This is a genomic window from Aquincola tertiaricarbonis (assembly GCF_023573145.1).
Lineage (GTDB): Bacteria > Pseudomonadota > Gammaproteobacteria > Burkholderiales > Burkholderiaceae_C > Aquincola > Aquincola tertiaricarbonis_B.
The window spans coordinates 3350381-3369184 of the sequence record NZ_CP097636.1 but is presented as its reverse complement, the minus strand read 5'-3'; the positions used below and the strand labels follow the sequence as shown (position 1 = coordinate 3369184).

16 protein-coding genes are annotated in these 18804 nt (G+C 67.9%); 9 read left to right on the top strand and 7 right to left on the bottom strand.

Annotation, left to right across the window (positions count from 1 at the left end):
- Positions 1 to 44: 44 nt before the first annotated feature.
- Entirely contained in the window at positions 45 to 1520 is a 1476-nt protein-coding gene (locus tag MW290_RS29925; protein WP_250197988.1) for a M20 family metallopeptidase, read from the top strand.
- On the opposite strand, the gene MW290_RS29920 is transcribed toward MW290_RS29925, so the two are convergent.
- From MW290_RS29920 to MW290_RS29910, 3 genes are all read right to left on the bottom strand, one after another.
- Positions 1480 to 3303 carry a S8 family serine peptidase gene (locus MW290_RS29920; RefSeq protein ID WP_250197987.1) on the bottom strand — a complete coding sequence of 608 codons (1824 nt, stop codon included), beginning with the start codon at positions 3301 to 3303 and terminating at the stop codon, positions 1480 to 1482. The genes MW290_RS29925 and MW290_RS29920 overlap by 41 nt on opposite strands.
- Positions 3304 to 3461: 158 nt before the next feature.
- Positions 3462 to 4715, bottom strand: coding sequence for a phosphatase PAP2 family protein (locus tag MW290_RS29915; RefSeq protein WP_250197986.1), 1254 nt, complete (start codon positions 4713 to 4715; stop codon positions 3462 to 3464).
- 24 nt (positions 4716 to 4739) lie between these two features.
- Positions 4740 to 6515 carry an adenylate/guanylate cyclase domain-containing protein gene (locus MW290_RS29910; protein ID WP_250197985.1) on the bottom strand — a complete coding sequence of 592 codons (1776 nt, stop codon included), beginning with the start codon at positions 6513 to 6515 and terminating at the stop codon, positions 4740 to 4742.
- A 107-nt stretch (positions 6516 to 6622) separates the two neighbouring features.
- Between MW290_RS29910 and MW290_RS29905 the strand changes: the two genes are divergently transcribed.
- The 5 genes from MW290_RS29905 (at position 6623) to MW290_RS29885 (ending at position 11814) form a co-directional block, all read left to right on the top strand.
- On the top strand, positions 6623 to 7114 hold the full coding sequence (locus tag MW290_RS29905; RefSeq protein WP_250197984.1) for a TRAP transporter small permease: 492 nt from the start codon (positions 6623 to 6625) through the stop codon (positions 7112 to 7114).
- A complete protein-coding gene (locus MW290_RS29900; RefSeq protein WP_250197983.1) occupies positions 7111 to 8409 on the top strand; it encodes a TRAP transporter large permease in 1299 nt (432 codons plus the stop codon). The genes MW290_RS29905 and MW290_RS29900 overlap by 4 nt, the downstream gene beginning before the upstream one ends.
- Positions 8410 to 8509: 100 nt before the next feature.
- Positions 8510 to 9547 carry a DctP family TRAP transporter solute-binding subunit gene (locus MW290_RS29895; RefSeq protein ID WP_250197982.1) on the top strand — a complete coding sequence of 346 codons (1038 nt, stop codon included), beginning with the start codon at positions 8510 to 8512 and terminating at the stop codon, positions 9545 to 9547.
- A 110-nt stretch (positions 9548 to 9657) separates the two neighbouring features.
- A complete protein-coding gene (locus MW290_RS29890; RefSeq protein ID WP_250197981.1) occupies positions 9658 to 10698 on the top strand; it encodes a glycerophosphodiester phosphodiesterase family protein in 1041 nt (346 codons plus the stop codon).
- A gap of 99 nt (positions 10699 to 10797) precedes the next feature.
- Positions 10798 to 11814 carry a LysR family transcriptional regulator gene (locus tag MW290_RS29885; protein WP_250197980.1) on the top strand — a complete coding sequence of 339 codons (1017 nt, stop codon included), beginning with the start codon at positions 10798 to 10800 and terminating at the stop codon, positions 11812 to 11814.
- On the opposite strand, the gene MW290_RS29880 is transcribed toward MW290_RS29885, so the two are convergent.
- A complete protein-coding gene (locus tag MW290_RS29880) occupies positions 11776 to 12831 on the bottom strand; it encodes an aminoglycoside phosphotransferase family protein (RefSeq protein ID WP_250197979.1) in 1056 nt (351 codons plus the stop codon). The two genes, MW290_RS29885 and MW290_RS29880, sit on opposite strands and share 39 nt — an antisense overlap.
- A 111-nt stretch (positions 12832 to 12942) precedes the next feature.
- Between MW290_RS29880 and MW290_RS29875 the strand changes: the two genes are divergently transcribed.
- The 3 genes from MW290_RS29875 to rsmA are packed head-to-tail and all read left to right on the top strand — an operon-like array spanning position 12943 to position 17471.
- Positions 12943 to 15351: an LPS-assembly protein LptD gene (locus MW290_RS29875; RefSeq protein ID WP_250197978.1), complete on the top strand. Its 2409-nt coding sequence runs from the start codon at positions 12943 to 12945 to the stop codon at positions 15349 to 15351.
- Positions 15352 to 15387: 36 nt separating this feature from the next.
- Positions 15388 to 16716 carry a peptidylprolyl isomerase gene (locus tag MW290_RS29870; RefSeq protein WP_250197977.1) on the top strand — a complete coding sequence of 443 codons (1329 nt, stop codon included), beginning with the start codon at positions 15388 to 15390 and terminating at the stop codon, positions 16714 to 16716.
- Positions 16713 to 17471 (top strand): 16S rRNA (adenine(1518)-N(6)/adenine(1519)-N(6))-dimethyltransferase RsmA, encoded by a 759-nt coding sequence (gene rsmA, locus MW290_RS29865; RefSeq protein WP_250197976.1) that lies wholly within the window; start codon positions 16713 to 16715, stop codon positions 17469 to 17471. The genes MW290_RS29870 and rsmA overlap by 4 nt, the downstream gene beginning before the upstream one ends.
- Before the next feature lie 148 nt (positions 17472 to 17619).
- On the opposite strand, the gene MW290_RS29860 is transcribed toward rsmA, so the two are convergent.
- The 3 genes from MW290_RS29860 to MW290_RS29850 are packed head-to-tail and all read right to left on the bottom strand — an operon-like array spanning position 17620 to position 18577.
- Entirely contained in the window at positions 17620 to 17811 is a 192-nt protein-coding gene (locus MW290_RS29860) for a hypothetical protein (protein ID WP_250197975.1), read from the bottom strand.
- Positions 17790 to 18185 carry a barstar family protein gene (locus MW290_RS29855; protein WP_250197974.1) on the bottom strand — a complete coding sequence of 132 codons (396 nt, stop codon included), beginning with the start codon at positions 18183 to 18185 and terminating at the stop codon, positions 17790 to 17792. Before MW290_RS29855 ends, MW290_RS29860 begins: the two co-directional genes overlap by 22 nt.
- Positions 18186 to 18223: 38 nt before the next feature.
- Positions 18224 to 18577: a guanyl-specific ribonuclease gene (locus MW290_RS29850; RefSeq protein WP_250200136.1), complete on the bottom strand. Its 354-nt coding sequence runs from the start codon at positions 18575 to 18577 to the stop codon at positions 18224 to 18226.
- Between the last annotated feature and the right edge of the window lie 227 nt (positions 18578 to 18804).

Below are 18804 nucleotides of genomic sequence, written 5' to 3'. Positions count from 1 at the left end.
GGTCTGCATCGCCATCCGCCGAACCCTCCGCCGAAGGACCCGCCATGAATGCCCGCGACCCGAACCTGCCCTTGCAACCGGATGAATCCACGGCCCTGGGCGAATTCGCCGCCCGCATGTGGGACGAGGAGATCGTGCCGGCCGTCACCCGCTACATCGGCATCCCGTGCAAGAGCCCGATGTTCGACGCCGACTGGCAGAAGAACGGCCACATCGAGCAGGTGATGCGCGAGGCCGCCGAATGGGTGGAAAGCCGCCGCGTGCCGGGCCTGACGCTGGAGATCGTGCGCCTGGAAGGCCGCACGCCGGTGATCTTCTTCGAGGCGCCCGCCACCAAGGCCGGCAGCACCGACACCATCGTGCTCTACGGCCACCTGGACAAGCAGCCCGAATTCAGCGGCTGGCGCAACGACCTGGGCCCATGGACGCCCAAGTACGAAGACGGCCTGCTGTACGGCCGCGGCGGTGCCGACGACGGTTATGCGGTGTACGCCTCGCTCACCGCCATCATGGCGCTGGACCGCCAGGGCATTCCGCGGCCGCGCTGCGTCGGCATCATCGAAGCCTGCGAAGAGAGCGGCTCCTTTGACCTGCCGGCCTACCTCGACGTGCTGCGGCCGCGACTGGGCGACGTCGGCCTGGTGGTGTGCCTCGATTCCGGCGCCGGCAACTACGAGCAGCTGTGGCTGACCACCAGCCTGCGCGGCATGGTCAGCGGCGTGCTGAAGGTGGAGGTGCTGACCGAGGGCGTGCACTCCGGCGACGCCAGCGGCCTGGTGCCGTCCAGCTTCCGCATCCTGCGTCAGGTGCTGGACCGGCTGGAAGACAGCCGCACGGGCGACTTGCTGCCGCAGAGCTTCCATTGCGAGATTCCGGCTTCGCGCATCGAGCAGGCGAAGGCCACCGCCGCCATCCTGAAGGACGAGGTGTGGAAGCGCTTCCCCTGGGCCTGCGGTGCCGAGGGCAGCCCCACGCTGCCCACCACGACCGAGCCGGTGCAGGCGCTGCTCAACCGCACCTGGAAGCCGACGCTGTCGGTGGTGGGCGTGGACGGCTTTCCGGAGCTGAAGAACGCCGGCAACGTGCTGCGGCCCTACACCGCCTTCAAGCTCAGCCTGCGGCTGCCGCCGCTGGTGGACGGCAACGAGGCGGCGCTCAAGCTCAAGGCGCTGCTGGAAGACAACGCGCCCTACAACGCCAAGGTGACGTTCCAGCCCGATGGCCGCGCAGGGGCCTATGGGGCCAACGGCTGGAATGCGCCCGAGCTGTCGCCCTGGCTGTACGACGCACTGAACAGCGCGTCGCTGGCCCAGTTCAATGCGCCGGTGGGCTTCGTGGGGCAGGGCGGCACCATCCCGCTGATGAGCATGCTGCAGCAGGGCTTCCCCAAGGCCCAGATGATGGTCTGCGGCGTGCTGGGCCCCAAGAGCAACGCCCACGGCCCTAACGAGTTCCTGCACGTACCCTATGGCAAGAAGCTCACGGCGGCGGTGGCGCAGGTGATGGCGGCGTGTCCGTGATGTGCAGCGGCTGATTGATCAGCTGGCGCGCGACCTGCGGCGCGGCGAAGCTGGTGCCGTTGACGCGCACGACGGTGCCGGACCTGTTGCCGGCGACCCTGATCCCCGGTAGGCCGCGGTACATGTCGGTGGGCGCGAGGTGGTCGACATCTTCGCGCGAGGGCGCGCCGTATGGGCCGGCGGAAGGCCCCATGGCGCTGTAGGGGCTCACGCACGCCACGCCGTTTGCCCGCAAGAACCTGCTGCCGACCACCACCAGTCCGCAAGATGCAGAAGAAGTTGCGAGCCCGTTCAGCGTGGTCGAGCGGCGAACAGGGGACCTCGGCGGCGCACAGTCCTGCTCCGCAGCTCTGCGCCAGCGGTCCGGCGAATAGCCTTCGTAGTGGCTGATGAAGCGGGCCTGGCGACCGCGCACCAACGCGCCCGGGTTGGTCTGGTTGCGGCTGATGAAAAGATCCACCGGCGGCATGCAGTCGACAGTGGCCTGCACCCTCATGGTCCATACGCCGTGTGATGGGCGAGGTGCGCGTCCACCGGTTTCAGTGGGACCGATGTAGATCAACGCCATGCTTGAAGAGACGTCGTCCAAAGGTCTGGGAAACACAATGGCAGCCAAGTGGGTGGAGCCGTTCAGCAGGCTCGCCTGTTCGCCGGCCTTGAGCTTTTGCAAGGGGTCCGTCCCACGTGGGCCGGTCAGACCCAAACTCAAATGGTCCGCATGGCCCGCGGGTACCCTCACGGTGATCCACGTCGGCGCTTCGCAGGCGGGTGGGACCTGCACCTGCAAATCGACCGGCATCCCGACTTTCAGTCCGTCCAACTGGGCATGGGTCTCCTCGTCGCGCGCGTTGCCGGCAGCCACCACGATATGCAGTTCCCGGCCGCGCCGCTTCTGTTCCTGGATGAGATCCTGCATGGCGGTTTCAATCAGGGAACTCCCATCGTGGGTACTGCGGCTGGTGCCGTTGCTGATGTTGATCACGATGCGTTGCGTCCCCGGACCCGCACAGCTGCAGATGTATCTCAGCCCGTCCAGCAGCCAACGTCCGAGTCCCCCGCTGGAGGAATCCTGAACACTGTCGCGCGGGAGGTCGACGAACACGACATCGGCCTTGCTGGCTGCGTCGGCGGCTCGCTCCCACGAAGGAGGGCGATCGTCTCCCGCCGGTAGTCGCGCGTGCAGGGGGCGATTGCCTGCCACCAGGTCCAGCACGGCGCCGCCGTGCGACATCCGGCGGCGCAAACCGTGCAGGCCTGCGCGGACATAGCAGATGTCCTCGTTCACCACGAGGCTGCCCACACTGTCGGCCATCCACGCGTCCATGCTGTCCCGGTGCACTTCAGTGCCATAACCAAAGTCGGCAGGGCACTGACCGTTGGCGCCAAAAACCGGAACATCGTCCTGGCTCCAAAGCGCCAGCACCCGGGTGCCACCCCCCAGCCTGCGCAGATTGGCATGGGCAAAGGGGCAGCCGCTATCGATCACGCCGATAAGCTCGGCACTTGCTTGCGGGCGCGAGGGTTGCTGGCCATCTGGTGGGCGCGGTGCTTGGGATGTGGCCGGACTCGGTCGCTGGGGGATCACGGGGAGCTGAAGTTCGAAGCGGCGCAGCATCCGACCAGCCCGGCCTGCGTGAATGGCGCTGAGGTAATCCGGCGTCAAGTGGGCGGTGCAGAAGGCGGTGGCATGCCCAGGCGTGCGGGGGTACGCCGGGGTGATCCAGCCGCCTCCTGCCCTTGCGATCTCCTGCGCGAACTTGCGGATGGCGTCTGGCTTCTTCAACTCGCACAGCAGAGGTATCAGGCCAGGTGCGGCTGACCCGCGGCGTACGAAGTCCTGGCATCGGGTGCTGTCTGCGAGCAACAGCAGTGGATCTGCGCCAGGCCTCGCGGGATTACTGCCCCACGACCCAGGAACCAGTTGTTTCCAGGCCGGTGCGCTCATGCGTACACCAGGCCTAGGCCATCGCACTCTTTAAGCGCGCGTTGCCACAAGGTGTGCATCAGATCGGAGCGAGCTTTCGGTTCGAAAGCTTCGCCAGTGCCGTCATAGCCAGGGCTGTGCTGGCCACTGCCTTCCTTCGGAGCGCGGAATTTGGGAGGGCCAAACTCGTAAAACGCGGGCTTGGGCGCTCCGCCCTCCTTGGCCCTCAATGGCTGAGCGAACGGATCGAAGTCCGTGTGTCCAGAGAATTTTGTGCCGTCGAAGCGTCCGGCCCGCCAAGGCGGCACGCTCTTGCTCGGCGCCGAGCCGGGACCTCGTCCACCGCAAAGAAAGCAGAAGTACTCGCCCAGCACGGTGCCCAGCAGCCGCCCGGCCACGTTGTCCACCGGGAAGTGCACGCCGGCAATGACGCGATTGGTGGCGATGCGGGCGGCCAGCCGGTGCAACTGCGCATTGAAGGTGCGGTAGCCGGGTCCTTGCTGCATGGTGTTGAGCAATGCCTTGAGCACTTCGGCGACGACGTAGGCCTGGGTGCAATGGCCGCTGGGGAGTGAGCCATGGCCGGGTGTGGTGAGCATCGGCTGCACCTGAGCCGAGTAGTCGCAGGGCCGCCAGCACGCCAGCTCATGCTTGAACTTCATTTCGATGTACACGGCGAACTGAATCGCCGCTTCCAGCAGCTCACGAGTGTGGCGTAGCCGGTCGGCCTGGATGGGTACCAGCGCATTCCAGAACGCGTGGTGTTGCTCTATCTGCGCAAGGATCTCCGACGTTCGCTCCTCACGCAGTTCTGCGTACGAGAGCACCAGGCTGATCTGCTCACCAAACGTCTTGGTGGTCGGCCGAATCAGCGTGACGCCGTCCACGAAGCCGTCCAGGCCGTCGTCCAGGAATTGCGCCGTCACGTGGCCCGCGATGGTCGGGTGCAGCTTGAATCGCACGCGGCTGACCAGTTCCTGCGCCACGAGGTAGGAGCGCACCCACGGATCCCAGCGCAGGAGACGTCGTTCGAGATCGGGGAAGGGCTCTCCCATCTCCCACTGAGGGATGCTCTCCTCCATGTCGATCACCGCACCGCGAGTGCGCGTCAGCGCCTCGCAGAACAGCGTGTTGGCGAACTGATCCGCGTACACCGAGCCGCCTGCGGACCCACCAGCCGACCCCCCGGCCGATCCGCCTGCAGGCCCTCCCGCCGACCCGCCGGCGGATCCGCCCGCCGAGCCGCCAAGCAAACCCGATTGCAAAGCCATGTCGATGCTCCCCTGTTGTGCGTGTCAGGGCGGCAAGCCAGCGGCCCGCAACGCCATGCTGTAGCGCTCGCGTGTGGAGGCGGCCGCGCCTCGCGGAGCGCCGCTCATGTAGGTGCGAAGACTGAAATCCGGATCGAGCGCCACCACCCGCGAACCCAGTTCACGGGCCAGCGCCAGTTCGCCTCGCTCCACCCGTGCGATGGCAAGCGCGCGAAGTGTCGGCAGATGATTGCGATTGAGCCGCAAGGAGCGCTCTGCCAACATCACCGCGTCGTCCAGGAGACCCGCCGCCAATGCCGCACTGGCGGCAAGCCCATCGAAATACGGCCGCATCGGGTCCAGCGGTGACAGCGAGATGGCGCGCCGCGCGCTGTTCCACGCCCGCTCGCCATCGCCGCGGAAGCCGTCCACCACGCACTGGAACAGCCAGGCGAGGGGTTCATTGGGCTTGATGGCCAGCGCGCGGTCCAGGCGTGACTGCGCCCCGGCAAGGTCTTTGAGCAGATGACAGTGGACAAACCCTTCCACCGCAGGTGCCAGGGCATTTTCGGCATCGCATTCCACCGCGCGGCGCGTGTGATCCAGCGCATGCCGCGCCTCTGCCGCCGTGTCGTCGCACAGGCCGCGCGTCACCCGCAAGACACGCCATTGCGCCAGCAGGGCCCACGGCTGCGCGGCCCGTGGCCGGCGGCCCACGAGGTGTTGCAGGACCTCGCCTGCACGTTCGAAGTCACGCGGCGGCGATCGGTGCATCAGCGACATGCCGGACAGCAGCAGAGAGAAGTCCTGCAGCGACGGCAGTGGCGTATTCACGGCATGGCGAAGGCTGCGCTCCAGAATCGCGCGCACAGCTTGCCAGGCGATCTCACGGGTCACCGGGTCATCGGGAGACAGGAGTTCTTCCTCACTCGACTCGATCCGGTCGGCCCAAAGGACTTCGCCAGTGGCCGCGATGGTGAGTTCCGCGGTTATCAGGCGCCGGCTACCGACCGCCAGGCAACGGCCGGCAAGCAGGTGGTCGCAACCCAGTAGTTCGCCGATCTTGCCGCTGCTGAGCGATCTCGTCGCCAGTGCCGACGATGACAGCCTGGAGATGACACGCAGGCTGTCGCTGCGAGACAGGTGCGCGATCACGCTGTCGGCAATCAACTCACCCATGGGTGAGTCGGCGGTCAAACCGCCGAACGGCATCACCGCTACGCTCGCCAGGGCACCGTCGAGTCGATCGACGGGCCAGGCACGGGACTGGATCATGCCCGGGTGCAGCGAGCCGGCGTGAACCCTGATTGCATGCACTGGCTCGTCGATGTGTTTGAGATAAACCTCTCCAAGGTCTTCGAACACCGCGTCCAGACCGTCGACGCACTCGTCGCGTGCTTCCGGGGAAATGGTGATGTCGCCCGGTCGACTCAGCTCGGCCAAGCGGGCAGCCAGGTTGACCCCGGAGCCGTAGATGTCCAGCTCGTCCACGATCACCTCGGCCACATGCAAGCCCATACGCAGCGCGAAGGCCACTGGGTCTTGCGCTCCGCCGCGGTGACGTTCGACGAAATCGCGCAGGGCCAGCCCAGCAGCCAATGCTGCGTGCGCATCCCTGAAATCCAGCAGCATGCCGTCACCCAGGCTTTTGACCAGCCGGCCGCCGTGTGCAGGTAGCAGTTCCACTTGCACTTCCCGGGTGAAACGGCGCCAGCGGCCTATGAACGCATCCTCGTGCAAGCGCATGAGCCGTACAGACTCGACCACATCCACGACCAGGATCGCGCGACGCCTGCGTCGTGGTGCTTGATCGAGTGGCATGGCAGTCATGGTGCTGCATCGTGGCGCGGTCTCCGGGGGGCGGCATCCCCATTTCGACGGATGACCTGCCGCCGATAAACTGTCCCTTTCAAAGAACAAGACTGCCAATGGAGACAAGTTCGCCGGAAGATGGGGTGGCGCCCGTCAAAGTCCCCCTGGCCCTGGAAGACTGGTGCGCCGTGCTCCTCATGGCCGCGCTGGTGCTCATCACCTTCGCCAACGTGGTGGTGCGCTACTTCAGCAACCAGTCCTTTGCCTGGACCGAGGAGATCTCGGTCTTCCTGATGATCGTGATGACGCTGGTCGGCGGCTGCGCCGCCGTGGCGCGCGACCGGCACATCAAGATCGAGTACCTGCTGGAAGTGGGCAGCGATGTGCGCCGCCTGCGGCTGCGGCGCTTCGGCGCGCTGTGCACCAGCGGCTTTTTCCTGCTGCTGGGGGGCCTGAGCGTGCGCATGGTGTGGGACGAGTTCCGCTACGGCGAAACCACGCCCGCCATCGGCCTGCCCTCGTGGTGGTTCTCGATCTGGCTGCCGTTGCTGTCGCTGGCCATCGCCGGCCGCGCCCTGGGCCTGTACCGGCGGCTGGGCGCCCGATGATCGCGGCCGCGCTGTTCCTGCTGTTCATCGGCCTCATGCTGCTGGGCGTGCCCATCGGCGTGGCGCTGGCCCTGGGCGGCTCGCTGGCCATCGGCCTGGCCAACCCGGACACGATGATGTTCGGCCTGCTGGCCGTGCCGCAGAACTTCTATGCCGGCCTTTCCAAGTACCCGCTGCTGGCCATCCCGATGTTCGTGCTGGTGGGTTCCATCTTCGACCGCTCCGGCGTGGCGCAGCGGCTGGTCAACTTCGCGGTGGCCATCGTCGGCCGCGGGCCGGGCATGCTGCCGCTGGTGGCCATCGCGGTGGCCATGTTCCTGGGCGGCATCTCGGGCTCGGGCCCGGCCAATGCGGCGGCGGTGGGCGCGGTGATGATCGCGGCGATGAACCGCGCCGGCTACCCGCCCGCGTACTCGGCCTCGATCGTGGGCGCGGCGGCGGCCACCGACATCCTCATTCCGCCGTCCATCGCCTTCATCGTCTATTCGGTGATGGTGCCGGGCGCCTCGGTGCCGGCGCTGTTCGCGGCCGGCATGGTGCCGGGCGTGCTGGCCGGCATCGCCCTGGTGGTGCCGGCGGTGTGGCTGGCCCGCAAGCACGGCATGGGCACGCTGGAGGCGCACATGCCGCGCCCTGCGTTCTGGCCCAGCCTGCTGCAGGCCGCCTGGGGCCTGGCGGCGCCGGTGCTCATCCTGGGCGGCATGCGGCTGGGCTGGTTCACGCCCACCGAGGCGGCGGTGGTGGCGGTGGTGTACGGCCTTTTCGTCGGCATGGTGGTGCACCGCACGATCGGTGTGCGCGACCTGTTTCCCATCCTGCGGGAAGGCGCCGAGCTGTCGGCCGTGATCCTGCTGGTGGTGTCGCTGGCCGGCATCTTCGCGTACGCGCTGTCCACGCTGTCCATCATCGATCCGGTCACGCGCGCCATCGTCAACTCCGGCCTGGGCGAATACGGCGTGCTGGCGCTGCTGATCGTGGTGATGATCGTCGCGGGCATGTTCCTCGACGGCGTGTCCATCTTCCTCATCTTCGTGCCGCTGCTGCTGCCGATCGCCAACCACTACCGCTGGGACCTGGTGTGGTTCGGCGTGCTGCTCACGCTCAAGGTGGCGCTGGGCCAGTTCACGCCGCCGATGGCGGTGAACCTGATGGTGTCCTGCCGCATTGCCCGCGTGCGCATGGAAGCGACCGTGCCCTGGGTGGGCTGGCTGCTGGCCGCCATGGGCAGCGTGATGCTGCTGGTGATCGTGTTCCCCGAGCTGGCGCTGTGGCTGCCTCGCCGTTTGGGATATTGATGGCCCCCAAGCTCGCTTTGCTCGCTGCCCCCCGGGGGGGCGCGTTCAGCCTTGGGGCGGCCCGGCGGCTGAACCTTTCACTCAAAACGAGGAGACGACGATGAAACGACGTGCGATGAACGCCGCCCTGTCTGCCCTGGCGGTGGCTGCGCTGGGCCTGCTCGGCCCCGCCGCCCAGGCCCAGAACTACAAGGCCGAGTACAAGCTGTCCACCGTGGTGGGCACGGCTTTTCCGTGGGGCAAGGGCGGCGAGATCTGGGCCGAACTGGTGAAGCAGCGCACCAACGGCCGCATCAACATCAAGCTGTACCCGGGCACCTCGCTCGTGCAGGGCGACCAGACGCGCGAATTCACCGCCATCCGCCAGGGTGTGATCGACCTGGCCGTGGGCAGCACCATCAACTGGTCGCCGCAGGTCAAGGAACTCAACCTGTTCTCGCTGCCCTTCCTGATGCCCGACTACGCGGCGATGGACGCCATCACCCAGGGTCCGGTGGGGCAGGACCTGTTCGCGCTGGTGGAAAAGGCCGGCGTGGTGCCGCTGGCCTGGGGTGAGAACGGCTACCGCGAGATCAGCAACAGCAAGCGCGACATCCGCAAGCCCGACGACATGAAGGGCCTGAAGATCCGCGTGGTGGGCTCGCCGCTGTTCATCGATACCTTCACCGCGCTGGGCGCGAACCCCACGCAGATGAGCTGGGCCGACGCGCAGCCCGCGCTGGCCAGCGGCGCGGTGGACGGGCAGGAGAACCCGCTGTCGATCTTCACTGCCGCCAAGCTGCCCACCGTGGGCCAGAAGCACCTGACGATGTGGGGCTACGTGGCCGATCCGCTGATCTTCGTCGTCAACCGCGACGTGTGGCAGAGCTGGACGCCGGCCGATCGCGAGATCGTCAAGCAGGCCGCCATCGATGCGGGCAAGCAGGAGATCGAGCTGGCGCGCAAGGGCCTGGCCGAGGCCGACCCGGCGGTGCTGAAGGACATCGCGGCCGGGGGCGTGACGGTGACGCGCCTGTCGCCCGCCGAACGTGAGGCCTTCGTCGCCGCCACCCGGCCGGTGTACGACAAGTGGAAGAACACCATCGGCACGCCGCTGGTGACCAAGGCCGAGCAGGCCATCGCCGCACGCAAGAAGTAAGCGGCGTGCAGCCCGGGGCAGGGCGGTGTTAGGGATTGCAAAATTTAACGCGTGCGTCACAGGCCGACGCGATAGTTCACGCTCCTACAAGTAGTACCGAGGAGTAAGACATGTTCAAGGCCCATCCCCTGGCCGCCCTGGCCCTGGCGGCCGCCACGCTGGCCGCGCCGCTGGCTGCGCAGGCCGCGCTCAACACGCTCGACGGCAAGGCCCCGTTGGTCATCGCCCACCGTGGCGCCAGCGGCTACCTGCCCGAGCACACGTTAGGCGGCTATGAGCTGGCGGTGAAGATGGGCGCCGACTACATCGAGCCCGACCTGCAGCTCACCAAGGACGGCCAGCTGGTGGCCATGCACGACACCTCGCTGCTGCGCACCACCAACGTGGCCGATCTGTACGCCAAGCGCAATGGCGGCTACAACGTCTCCGAGTTCACGCTGGCCGAGATCAAGACCCTGACCGTCAAGCCTACCGGCGGCCTGGCCGCCACCAGCTACCAGGGCTTCACGCCCAGCTCGGCCGATCCGTACCGCGTGCCCACCTTCCAGGAAGTGATCGACCTGGCGAAGTCGCAGAGCGCGCTCACCGGCCGCCAGATCGGCCTGTACCCCGAGGCCAAGCAAGCCGATCCGCTGATGGAGGACCTGATCCTCAGCACCTTGGTGGCCAATGGCTACAAGGGCAGCGACAAGGTCTTCATCCAGTCCTTCAGCGCCGACACCGTCAAGAGCATCCATGCCAAGCAGCAGGCGCTGGGCGTGGACTTCCAGCTGGTGGTGCTGGGCAGCGCCAACGCCATCAACAACCTGGGCCTGGCCAACATCGCCCAGTACGCGGATGGCGTGGGTGTGTCCATCACCAGCAGCGGCATGGGCCAGAGCTTCATCGAGGCGGCGCATGCCAACCAGCTGAAGGTGCACGGCTACACCTTCAGCAAGTTCGACGACACCGCCAAGGACCAGTACCTGCAGTGGTACGGCTACGGCATCGACGGCGTGTTCAGCAACTACACCGACAAGGCGCTGGCCGCTCGCACCGAGTTCCTGGCCGCCGCGGTGCCCGAACCCGGCACCTGGGCGATGTTCGGCCTGGGCCTGGCCGGTCTGGCCGTGTTCGGCCGCCGCCGCGCCGGCGCGGCTTTTGTCCGCTGAACACAGGCGGCAGGCAACAGCTGTAACCCGAGCCCCCGGCGGGGCCGATTGACCCCTGCCGGTGGTGGTCCATCCTGGTTTGCGCCAACAATGCGCGCCATGGACCAGTTCAAAGCCATGCGCACCTTCGTGCGCGTCATCGACGAAGGCAGCTTTGCCGGCGCCGCCCGTTCGCTGGACGTGGCGCCGGCGGTCGTCACCCGCGTCGTCGCCGAGCTGGAGGGCCACCTGGGCACCCGGCTGATCAACCGCACCACACGCCGCATCGCGCTCACCGAGATCGGCGAGCAGTACCTGGAGCGTGCGCGGATGATCCTGACCGAGGTGGAAGAGGCCGAGGCCCTGGCCAGCAGCGCCCAGCGCGAGGCCCGAGGCGTGGTGCGGCTGCGCGTGCCGCCAGCCTTTGCGGTGCACCGCGTGGCGCAGTTGCTGCCGGCCTTCCACAAGCAGTACCCGCATGTCACGGTGGAGATCAACGCCTTCGGCGCGGTGGACGACATCGACGATTCGCAGGACATCACCATCCTGTGGAAGCGCGGTCCGCTGGACGGCGAATTCGTCGCCCGCCGGCTCGCCCGCAGCGAGGTGGTGCTGTGCGCCGCGCCCGAGTACCTGGACCTGCACGGCCGGCCCAGCCACCCGCGCGAGCTGAGCACGCACAAGATCCTGATCCCGCCGGTCTCGGAGATGCAGAACGGCCTGACCTTCTACCGCGGCGTGTGGAGCGAAGGCGAGCCCGAGGCCGAGGCGGTGTCGCTGGTGCGGCCCGGCCCTTCGCCGATGAGCTCGCTCAACACCGACGTGAACTACGCCGGCGCACTGGCGGGCCTGGGCATCGCCGGGCTGCCGTCCTTCATCGCCGGTGATGCGCTGGTGGAGCAGGCGCTGGAGCGGGTGCTGCCCGAATGGCAGCTGTTCACCTTCACGCTGTGGGCCTGCATGCCTTCGCGCAAGCATGTGCCGGCGCGCACGCGGGCCCTGCTGGAGTTCCTGGTCAGCAGCTTCGGCGGCGAAGACCGCGACCCCTGGCTGGAGGCCGCGGGCTGCCCGACGCTGGATTGCGAGGGTTCGGCTGCCTCAGCGCAACGAATAGGCGATCTCGCCGCGCATGCCTGACAGCGGCTCGATCAGCGGCAGCAGCGGGCCCAGCTCGCGGTAGCGCCGCGCCACCTTGGTGGCATAGGCGAAGAAGCGCGGCAAGTCCTCGGCGTACCTGGGCTTGCCGTCGCGGTGCTTGAGGCGGCAGAAGATGCCCAGCACCTTCAGGTGGCGCTGCAGCCCCATCCATTCCACCTGGCGCCAGAACTCGCCGAAGTCGTCGGGCACCGGCAGGCCGGCCTTGCGGGCCTGTTCCCAGTAGCGCGCGGCCCAGTCGATCTCGCGCTCTTCCTCCCAGCTCAGGAAGGCGTCGCGCAGCATCGAGGCCACGTCGTAGGTCAGCGGTCCGCGCACCGCGTCCTGGAAGTCGAGGATGCCGGGGTTGGGGTCGCACACCATCAGGTTGCGCGGCATCCAGTCACGGTGCACCGTCACCTGCGGCTGCGCCAGCGCGCTGTCGGCCAGGCGGCGGGTGATGTGGGCCCAGTGCTTGTGCTCCGTCTCGCCCCAGGTGACGCCGAATTCCCTGGCCACGCACCATTCGGGGAACAGCGCCATCTCGCGCTGCAGCAGCGCCTCGTCGTAGACGGGCAGGCCGCTGGCGTCCACATGCTGCTGCCAGTGCACCAGGGCCTTGATGGCCTGGCGCATCAGCTGGTCGATCTGCTGCGGGCCGCCGTCCTTCAGCGCCTGCAGGTAGAGCTGGCTGCCCAGGTCGGTGAGCAGCAGGAAGCCGCGTGCTTCGTCGGCCGCCAGCACCTGCGGCGCATGCAGGCCGGCCTGGTGGATGCGCGCCGCGATGTTCACGAACGGCCGCACGTCTTCCTGCGGCGGCGGCGCGTCCATCACCACGAAGCTGCGGTGCCCGTCGGCATCGATGCGGAAGTAGCGGCGGAAGCTGGCGTCGGCCGAGGCCGGCCGCAGGGTGGACACGGCCAGCCCATGTTGCGCGGCCAGCGGTGCCAGCCATTGCTGGAACTGGGCCTGGCGCTCGGCGCTGGGCCAGGCGATGTCGGACGAGGAAGGCGCGGTCATAATCGATTCTACAAATCGCCCCGGTGTCGCCGATGCGGCCGTGCGCCGCCCCGCCGGGGTGGTGCGGCCCACCCGCCGGACGTTCCAGCCGCCGTTGTCCCCGAGTTGCCTTTGACGCGCCCCAACCCTTCGCACCTGGCCTGGCTGCGCGCCTGCATGCCCACCCCGCTGGCCATGGCCGCCGCTCTTTGCTGCGCGCAGGCGGGGGCCCAGCCTGCGCCTGCTGCCGCCCCGGCGGCCTCTGCGCCATCTCCGGCGGCCTCCGCGCCCGCTGCCCCCGCCAATCCCGCTTCTTCGCCCGCCGGCCAGCCGGTGCTGCTGCAGGCCGACCGCATCAGCGGCCGTCCCGACCTCGACGCCGTCGCCGAAGGCAATGCCGAGCTGCAGCGCGGCCCGCTGACCATCCGCGCCGACAAGCTCAGCTACGACAGCGTGGGCGACCTGGCCAAGGCACAGGGCAACGTTCGCATCACCCGCGGCGAAGACCGCTTCAGCGGCCCCGAGCTGCAGATCCAGCTGCAGCGCTTCGAGGGCTACTTCCTGCAGCCCGAGTACTTCTTTCCCTCCACCGGGGCCGGCGGCAAGGCCGACCGCATCGACTTCATCGACGACCAGCGCTCGCAGCTGTGGGGCGCCACGTATTCGTCCTGCGGGGCCGACGGCAGCGGCACGCCGGCCTGGCTGCTGGGTGCCGACCGCATCAAGCTCGACCGCGAGGCCAATGAAGGCGTGGCCGAAGGCGGCGTGCTGCGCTTTTATGGTGTGCCCATCCTGGCCGCGCCGAAGCTGAGCTTTCCGCTGACCGACGAGCGCAAGTCGGGCTGGCTGCCGCCTTCGCTGGACGTGGACAACAAGAGCGGCCTGGGCCTGGGCGTGCCCTACTACTGGAACATCGCGCCCAACCGCGACGCCACCATCACCCCCACGGTGATGACGCGGCGCGGCTTCTCGGCCGAGGCCCAGTTCCGCTACCTCGAGCCCAGCTTCCGCGGCGAGCTGAACCTGCATGCGCTGCCCGACGACCGCGTGACCAACACCGCGCGCCACGCCATCCGCCTGTTCCATGAGGGCGATGCGCCGCAGGGCATCCACTACTCGCTGCGCAGCGTGCGGGTGTCCGACGACGACTACTGGAAGGATTTTTCCAGCCAGGCCAGCTCCTGGACGCCGCGACTGCTGTCCACCGACCTGCAGGCCGACCGCAGCTTCCGCTGGAACGGCATCGACGCCACGGCCTACGCACGGGTGCAGCAGTGGCAGGTGCTGCAGCAGGACGATGCCCGCATCGTGGCGCCTTACCAGCGCAGCCCGCAGCTGGGTCTGCGTGGCACCAGCGTGCTGGGTGGCGGCTTCGAGACGGCTTTCGAGACCGAGATCAATCACTTCACCCGGCCCACCAACGGCCAGCTCGACCTGCTGCCCACCGGCACCCGGCTGCATGCGCTGGGCAGCATCAGCCGGCCCTGGCGCGGCCCGGGCTGGTGGCTGGTGCCCAAGGCGTCGGTCAATGCGGCGCAGTACCAGATCGACCGCTCGGCCGGTGGCCTGTACGACAACCACTCGCGCACCATCCCCACCGTCAGCGTCGACGGTGGCATGGTGTTCGAGCGCCAGGCCACCTGGTTCGGTCAGGCCACCCGCCAGACGCTGGAGCCGCGGCTGCTGTACGTCAACACGCCCTACCGTGAGCAGCGCAACACGCCCAACTTCGATGCCTGGGGCAAGGACTTCAACGCCGTCTCGGTGTACAGCGAGAACGAGTTCTCCGGGGTTGACCGCGTTTCCGACCGCAACACCTTGACGGCCGGCGTCACCACCCGCCTGCTGGACGCCACTACCGGCGTCGAGAAGCTGCGCCTGGGCGTCGCGCAGCGGCTCCAGTTCCGGGACCAGCGCGTCGTGGCCAACCCCGACGGCACGCCCAACATCGATTCGGTGCCTGAGGGCGCACCCGACACCCAGCGCCTGTCCGATCTGTTGCTGTTCGGTTCTGCCGCGCTGTCGCCCCGCTGGGCGGTGGACGGCGCCGTGCAGTACAACCCCGAAAGCAGGCGCGCCGTGCGTTCCCTGCTGTCCACCCGCTACTCGCCGGGTCCCTTCCGCACGCTGAGCGCCAGCTACCGCCTCACCCGCAACCTGAGTGAACAGCTCGAGCTGGGCTGGCAGTGGCCGCTGTACCGCCGCAGTGCCGAGCAGGTGCGCGCCAATGCCGGTGCCTGCAGCGGCACGCTGTATGGCGTGGGCCGCCTCAACTACAGCCTGCGCGACAGCCGCGTCACCGACTCCATCGTCGGCATGGAGTACGACGCCGGCTGCTGGATCGGGCGTGTGGTGGCCGAGCGCCTGTCCACCGGCCGCAGCGAAGCCACCACACGGCTGCTGGTGCAGCTGGAGCTGGTGGGACTGTCACGCCTCGGTTCCAACCCGCTGAAGGTCTTGAAGGACAATGTGCCCGGCTACCAGCTGCTGCGCGAAGACCGCGACAGTGGCACCGATGCGTCCACACCGGCCGCCTTCTGACCACGCCGACCCCCTGCTGAACCCGCCTCTCGTTCGATGAAACAAGCTTTGCTATCGAAGGCGCTGGCCTTCACCCTGTGCTGCGGGGTCGCCGTGTCCGTGTCGGCCCAGTCCACCACCAACCGTGTGCCGGTGCGTCAGGCCGACCACATCGCCGCCATCGTCAACCAGGAACTGGTCACCGCCTTCGAGGTGGAACAGCGCCTGGCCCGCGTGCGCGAAGAAGCGGCCCGTGCCCGCCAGACCCTGCCCGAGGAGGCGGAACTGCGCAAGCAGGTGCTGGAGCTGCTGATCGAGGAACGCGCGATCCTCAGCTTCGCCCGCGACAGCGGCGTCAAGATCGAGGAGCCCGAGCTGGACCGCGCCGTGGCCAGCGTGGCCGCGCAGAACCAGCTCACGATGGCGCAGTTGCGTGAGCGCCTGCGCCGTGAAGGCCTGGACTACACGCGCTTTCGCAACAACCTGCGCGACCAGATGATGATCGAGCGGGTGCGTGAGCGCGAGGTGCAGTCGCGCATCAAGATCAGCGACGCCGAGATCGACGCCGCCATCGAGCGCCAGCGCCAGCAGGCCGCCGCCCAGCCCGAGATCGACATCGCCCAGATCCTGGTGACGGTGCCCGAAGGCGCCAGCGATGCCGTGGTGGCCGAGCGCCGGGCCAAGGCCGAGGCCGCGATGGCCCGCGTCAAGGCCGGTGAGGCCTTCGCCACCGTGGCCCGCGAGGTGTCGGAAGACGCCAACCGCGAGCGCGGCGGCCAGATCGGCATGCGGCCCGCCAGCCGTCTGCCCGACGTGTTCGTCAACGCCGTGGCCAACCTGAAGGCGGGCGACGTGGCGCCCACGCTGCTGCGCACCGGGGCCGGCTTCCACATCCTGAAGGTGGTCGAGCGCAAGTACGGCGGCGCGCTGCAGGTCACCCAGACCCACGCCCGCCACATCCTGCTGCGGCCCTCGGCCCAGGTGCCGGCCGAAGTGGCCGTGCGCCGGCTGGCTGAGTTCCGCCAGCAGATCGAGAGCGGCAAGACCAGCTTCGAGGCCCTGGCCCGCGCCAACTCCGAAGACGGCAGTGCGCCGCTGGGCGGCGACCTGGGCTGGACCTCGCCCGGCAGCTTCGTGCCCGAGTTCGAGGAGGCGATGAACCGCCTGCCGCTGATGGGCATTTCCGAGCCCGTCACCTCGCGCTTCGGGGTGCACCTGATCCAGGTGCTGGAGCGTCGCGTCGTCAACGTCGACCCCAAGCAGCTGCGCGAGCAGGCCCGCAACGCGCTGCGTGAGCAGAAGTTCGACGACGCCTACAACGAATGGGTGCGCGAGCTGCGCGCCCGCGCCTACGTCGAGCTGCGCGAAGCGCCCCAGCAGCCTTGAAGCACATCGCCCGCAAGCGCTTCGGGCAGCACTTCCTGTCCGATGGCTACGTGATCGAAGCCATCGTCGACGCCATCGACCCGCAGCCCGGCCAGGCGCTGGTGGAGATCGGCCCTGGTCTGGGCGCCATCACCCAGCCGCTGAAGGCGCGCTGCGGCCAGCTCACCGTGGTGGAGCTGGATCGCGACCTGGCGGCCCGCCTGCGCAAGCAGGACGGCCTGACCGTGGTCGAGTCCGATGTGCTGAAGGTGGATTTTGGCGCTTTGCGCGCCGAACGCGGCCAGCCGCTGCGGGTGGTGGGCAACCTGCCGTACAACATCTCCACGCCCATCCTCTTTCACCTGCTGGGCGCGGTGGACGCGGTGCAGGACCAGCATTTCATGCTGCAGAAGGAAGTGGTCGACCGCATGGTGGCCGAGCCGGGCAGCAAGGCCTATGGCCGGTTGTCGGTGATGCTGCAGTGGCGCTACCACATGGAGCTGGTGATCGACGTGCCGCCCGAGGCTTTCGATCCGCCGCCGCGGGTGGAATCGGCCGTGGTGCGCATGCTGCCCTGGCCCACGCCGGCCGTGGTGGACGTGGCGCGGCTGGAAGAGCTGGTGGCGGTGGCCTTCTCGCAGCGGCGCAAGGTGCTGCGCAACACCCTGGGCCACTGGCTGGAAGAACGCGGCTTTGCCGGCGAATTCGACCTGGCGCGCCGCGCCGAGGAAGTGCCGGTGGCCGAGTTCGTGGCACTGGCGGCTGCCGTCGCCTGAAATTCAGGCGCAAAGGTTCAGCCGCCGGGCCGCCCCAAGGCTGAACGCGCCCCCTGGGGGGCCGCGAGCAACGCGAGCTTGGGGGCACAAACAACAACGGCGGCCCGAGGGCCGCCGTCGTCAGAACAGAGTTGAACGAAGCGCTGCCTCAGGCAGCGTTCAGCCACATCGCGGTATCGAACGCGCTGCTCATCATCGGCATGTTCATGCCGAAGTTGTTGTTCGCAGCCGCCTTCGAAGTGCTCTTCGGCTTGGCAGTCGTCGTCTCTTGGGCCGTCTCAGCAGCCCGCTCCCATGACCCGTTTTCCTGGGAGCGGGCTACTGAAAAGAATAGAAACATCGGAATGGTATTTTCCGATCGGCCCAGAAGTCGGCCGCATCACGGAACACGTCGAGCAGCTGCTCGCGCGCTTCGCGGTCGAAGCGGGCGTTGTCGGGCAGCTGTTCAAGCACCACCACGAAGCCGGGCTGCGTGCCCGACTTGTGAACCAGATCCGTCATGCAGTCGTACAAGGCGTCCAGGTTCTTGCCGAAGTGCGCCGGGAACAGGAAGGACTCGGCGATGGCCTCCAGCACTTCCTGTTTCGACTGGGCGTTGGCCAGGTTCGCATACAAGAAATGCTGCCCGACCTCCTGGGCGGACTTCATGAGGTCATCGACGCGGTAGGCGCGGATGGCCTGGACGATGTTCGGACGGACTGTCTGCAAGAGCATGGTCGCGATCCTCCTGGGTTCAAGGGCTGGAAACGTGTTCACTGCACGATGCGGCGGAAGCTCGCGTAGTGGTCGTCGGTGTAGTAACAGGCTTCCGGTTTGGTGACTTGCTGGCCGCCACACACGATGCGCCGGGCGCCGCGGTGGCGGACGCCTGGAGTCTTCACCGTATATTCGCGGTAGTAACCTCTCGCCTGTCGGGGCAGCAGCCGTTCGCGATTGCCGAACACGCTGCCGTCCTTCTCGTACGGGAAGGGGCCACCAGCCCGGATGAGGCGTTCCGTGCGTTGTGCCTCGGCAGGCAGCTGCGACAAGCTGACGACGCTGCTGACGGCGGCACCCGGCTCCTGTGGCGATGGCTTGGCAAGCGTGACCGAAGCCGAGCCTGCCATCACCGCCGCGGCCCCGAGGGTGAGCCCCAACTTGCGGAGGCGCTGCACCAAAGAAGACCGTTGGGCCTGAATCACGGGGTTAACCCTGAAACCTGAAAGCCGGAATGGTACCGACTCAGGTGCAAAAGCTCAAGCCGCTGCCTCAGTTTCGGGCAGCGGCCTGAGGTTATGAGTGTGTACTAACTACTCACCCGCGCCCCGAAAAACCGTCGGATCGAGCACCGACG

Bases quoted from the DNA above. Each gene is read 5' to 3' on its own strand.
- MW290_RS29925 (WP_250197988.1), top strand. From the start codon at position 45: ATGAATGCCCGCGACCCGAACCTGCCCTTGCAACCGGATGAATCCACG.
- MW290_RS29915 (WP_250197986.1), bottom strand. From the start codon at position 4,715: ATGGCTTTGCAATCGGGTTTGCTTGGCGGCTCGGCGGGCGGATCCGCC.
- MW290_RS29910 (WP_250197985.1), bottom strand. From the start codon at position 6,515: ATGCCACTCGATCAAGCACCACGACGCAGGCGTCGCGCGATCCTGGTC.
- MW290_RS29905 (WP_250197984.1), top strand. From the start codon at position 6,623: ATGGAGACAAGTTCGCCGGAAGATGGGGTGGCGCCCGTCAAAGTCCCC.
- MW290_RS29900 (WP_250197983.1), top strand. From the start codon at position 7,111: ATGATCGCGGCCGCGCTGTTCCTGCTGTTCATCGGCCTCATGCTGCTG.
- MW290_RS29895 (WP_250197982.1), top strand. From the start codon at position 8,510: ATGAAACGACGTGCGATGAACGCCGCCCTGTCTGCCCTGGCGGTGGCT.
- MW290_RS29890 (WP_250197981.1), top strand. From the start codon at position 9,658: ATGTTCAAGGCCCATCCCCTGGCCGCCCTGGCCCTGGCGGCCGCCACG.
- MW290_RS29885 (WP_250197980.1), top strand. From the start codon at position 10,798: ATGGACCAGTTCAAAGCCATGCGCACCTTCGTGCGCGTCATCGACGAA.
- MW290_RS29880 (WP_250197979.1), bottom strand. From the start codon at position 12,831: ATGACCGCGCCTTCCTCGTCCGACATCGCCTGGCCCAGCGCCGAGCGC.
- MW290_RS29870 (WP_250197977.1), top strand. From the start codon at position 15,388: ATGAAACAAGCTTTGCTATCGAAGGCGCTGGCCTTCACCCTGTGCTGC.
- MW290_RS29860 (WP_250197975.1), bottom strand. From the start codon at position 17,811: ATGTTTCTATTCTTTTCAGTAGCCCGCTCCCAGGAAAACGGGTCATGG.
- MW290_RS29855 (WP_250197974.1), bottom strand. From the start codon at position 18,185: ATGCTCTTGCAGACAGTCCGTCCGAACATCGTCCAGGCCATCCGCGCC.
- MW290_RS29850 (WP_250200136.1), bottom strand. From the start codon at position 18,577: ATGGCAGGCTCGGCTTCGGTCACGCTTGCCAAGCCATCGCCACAGGAG.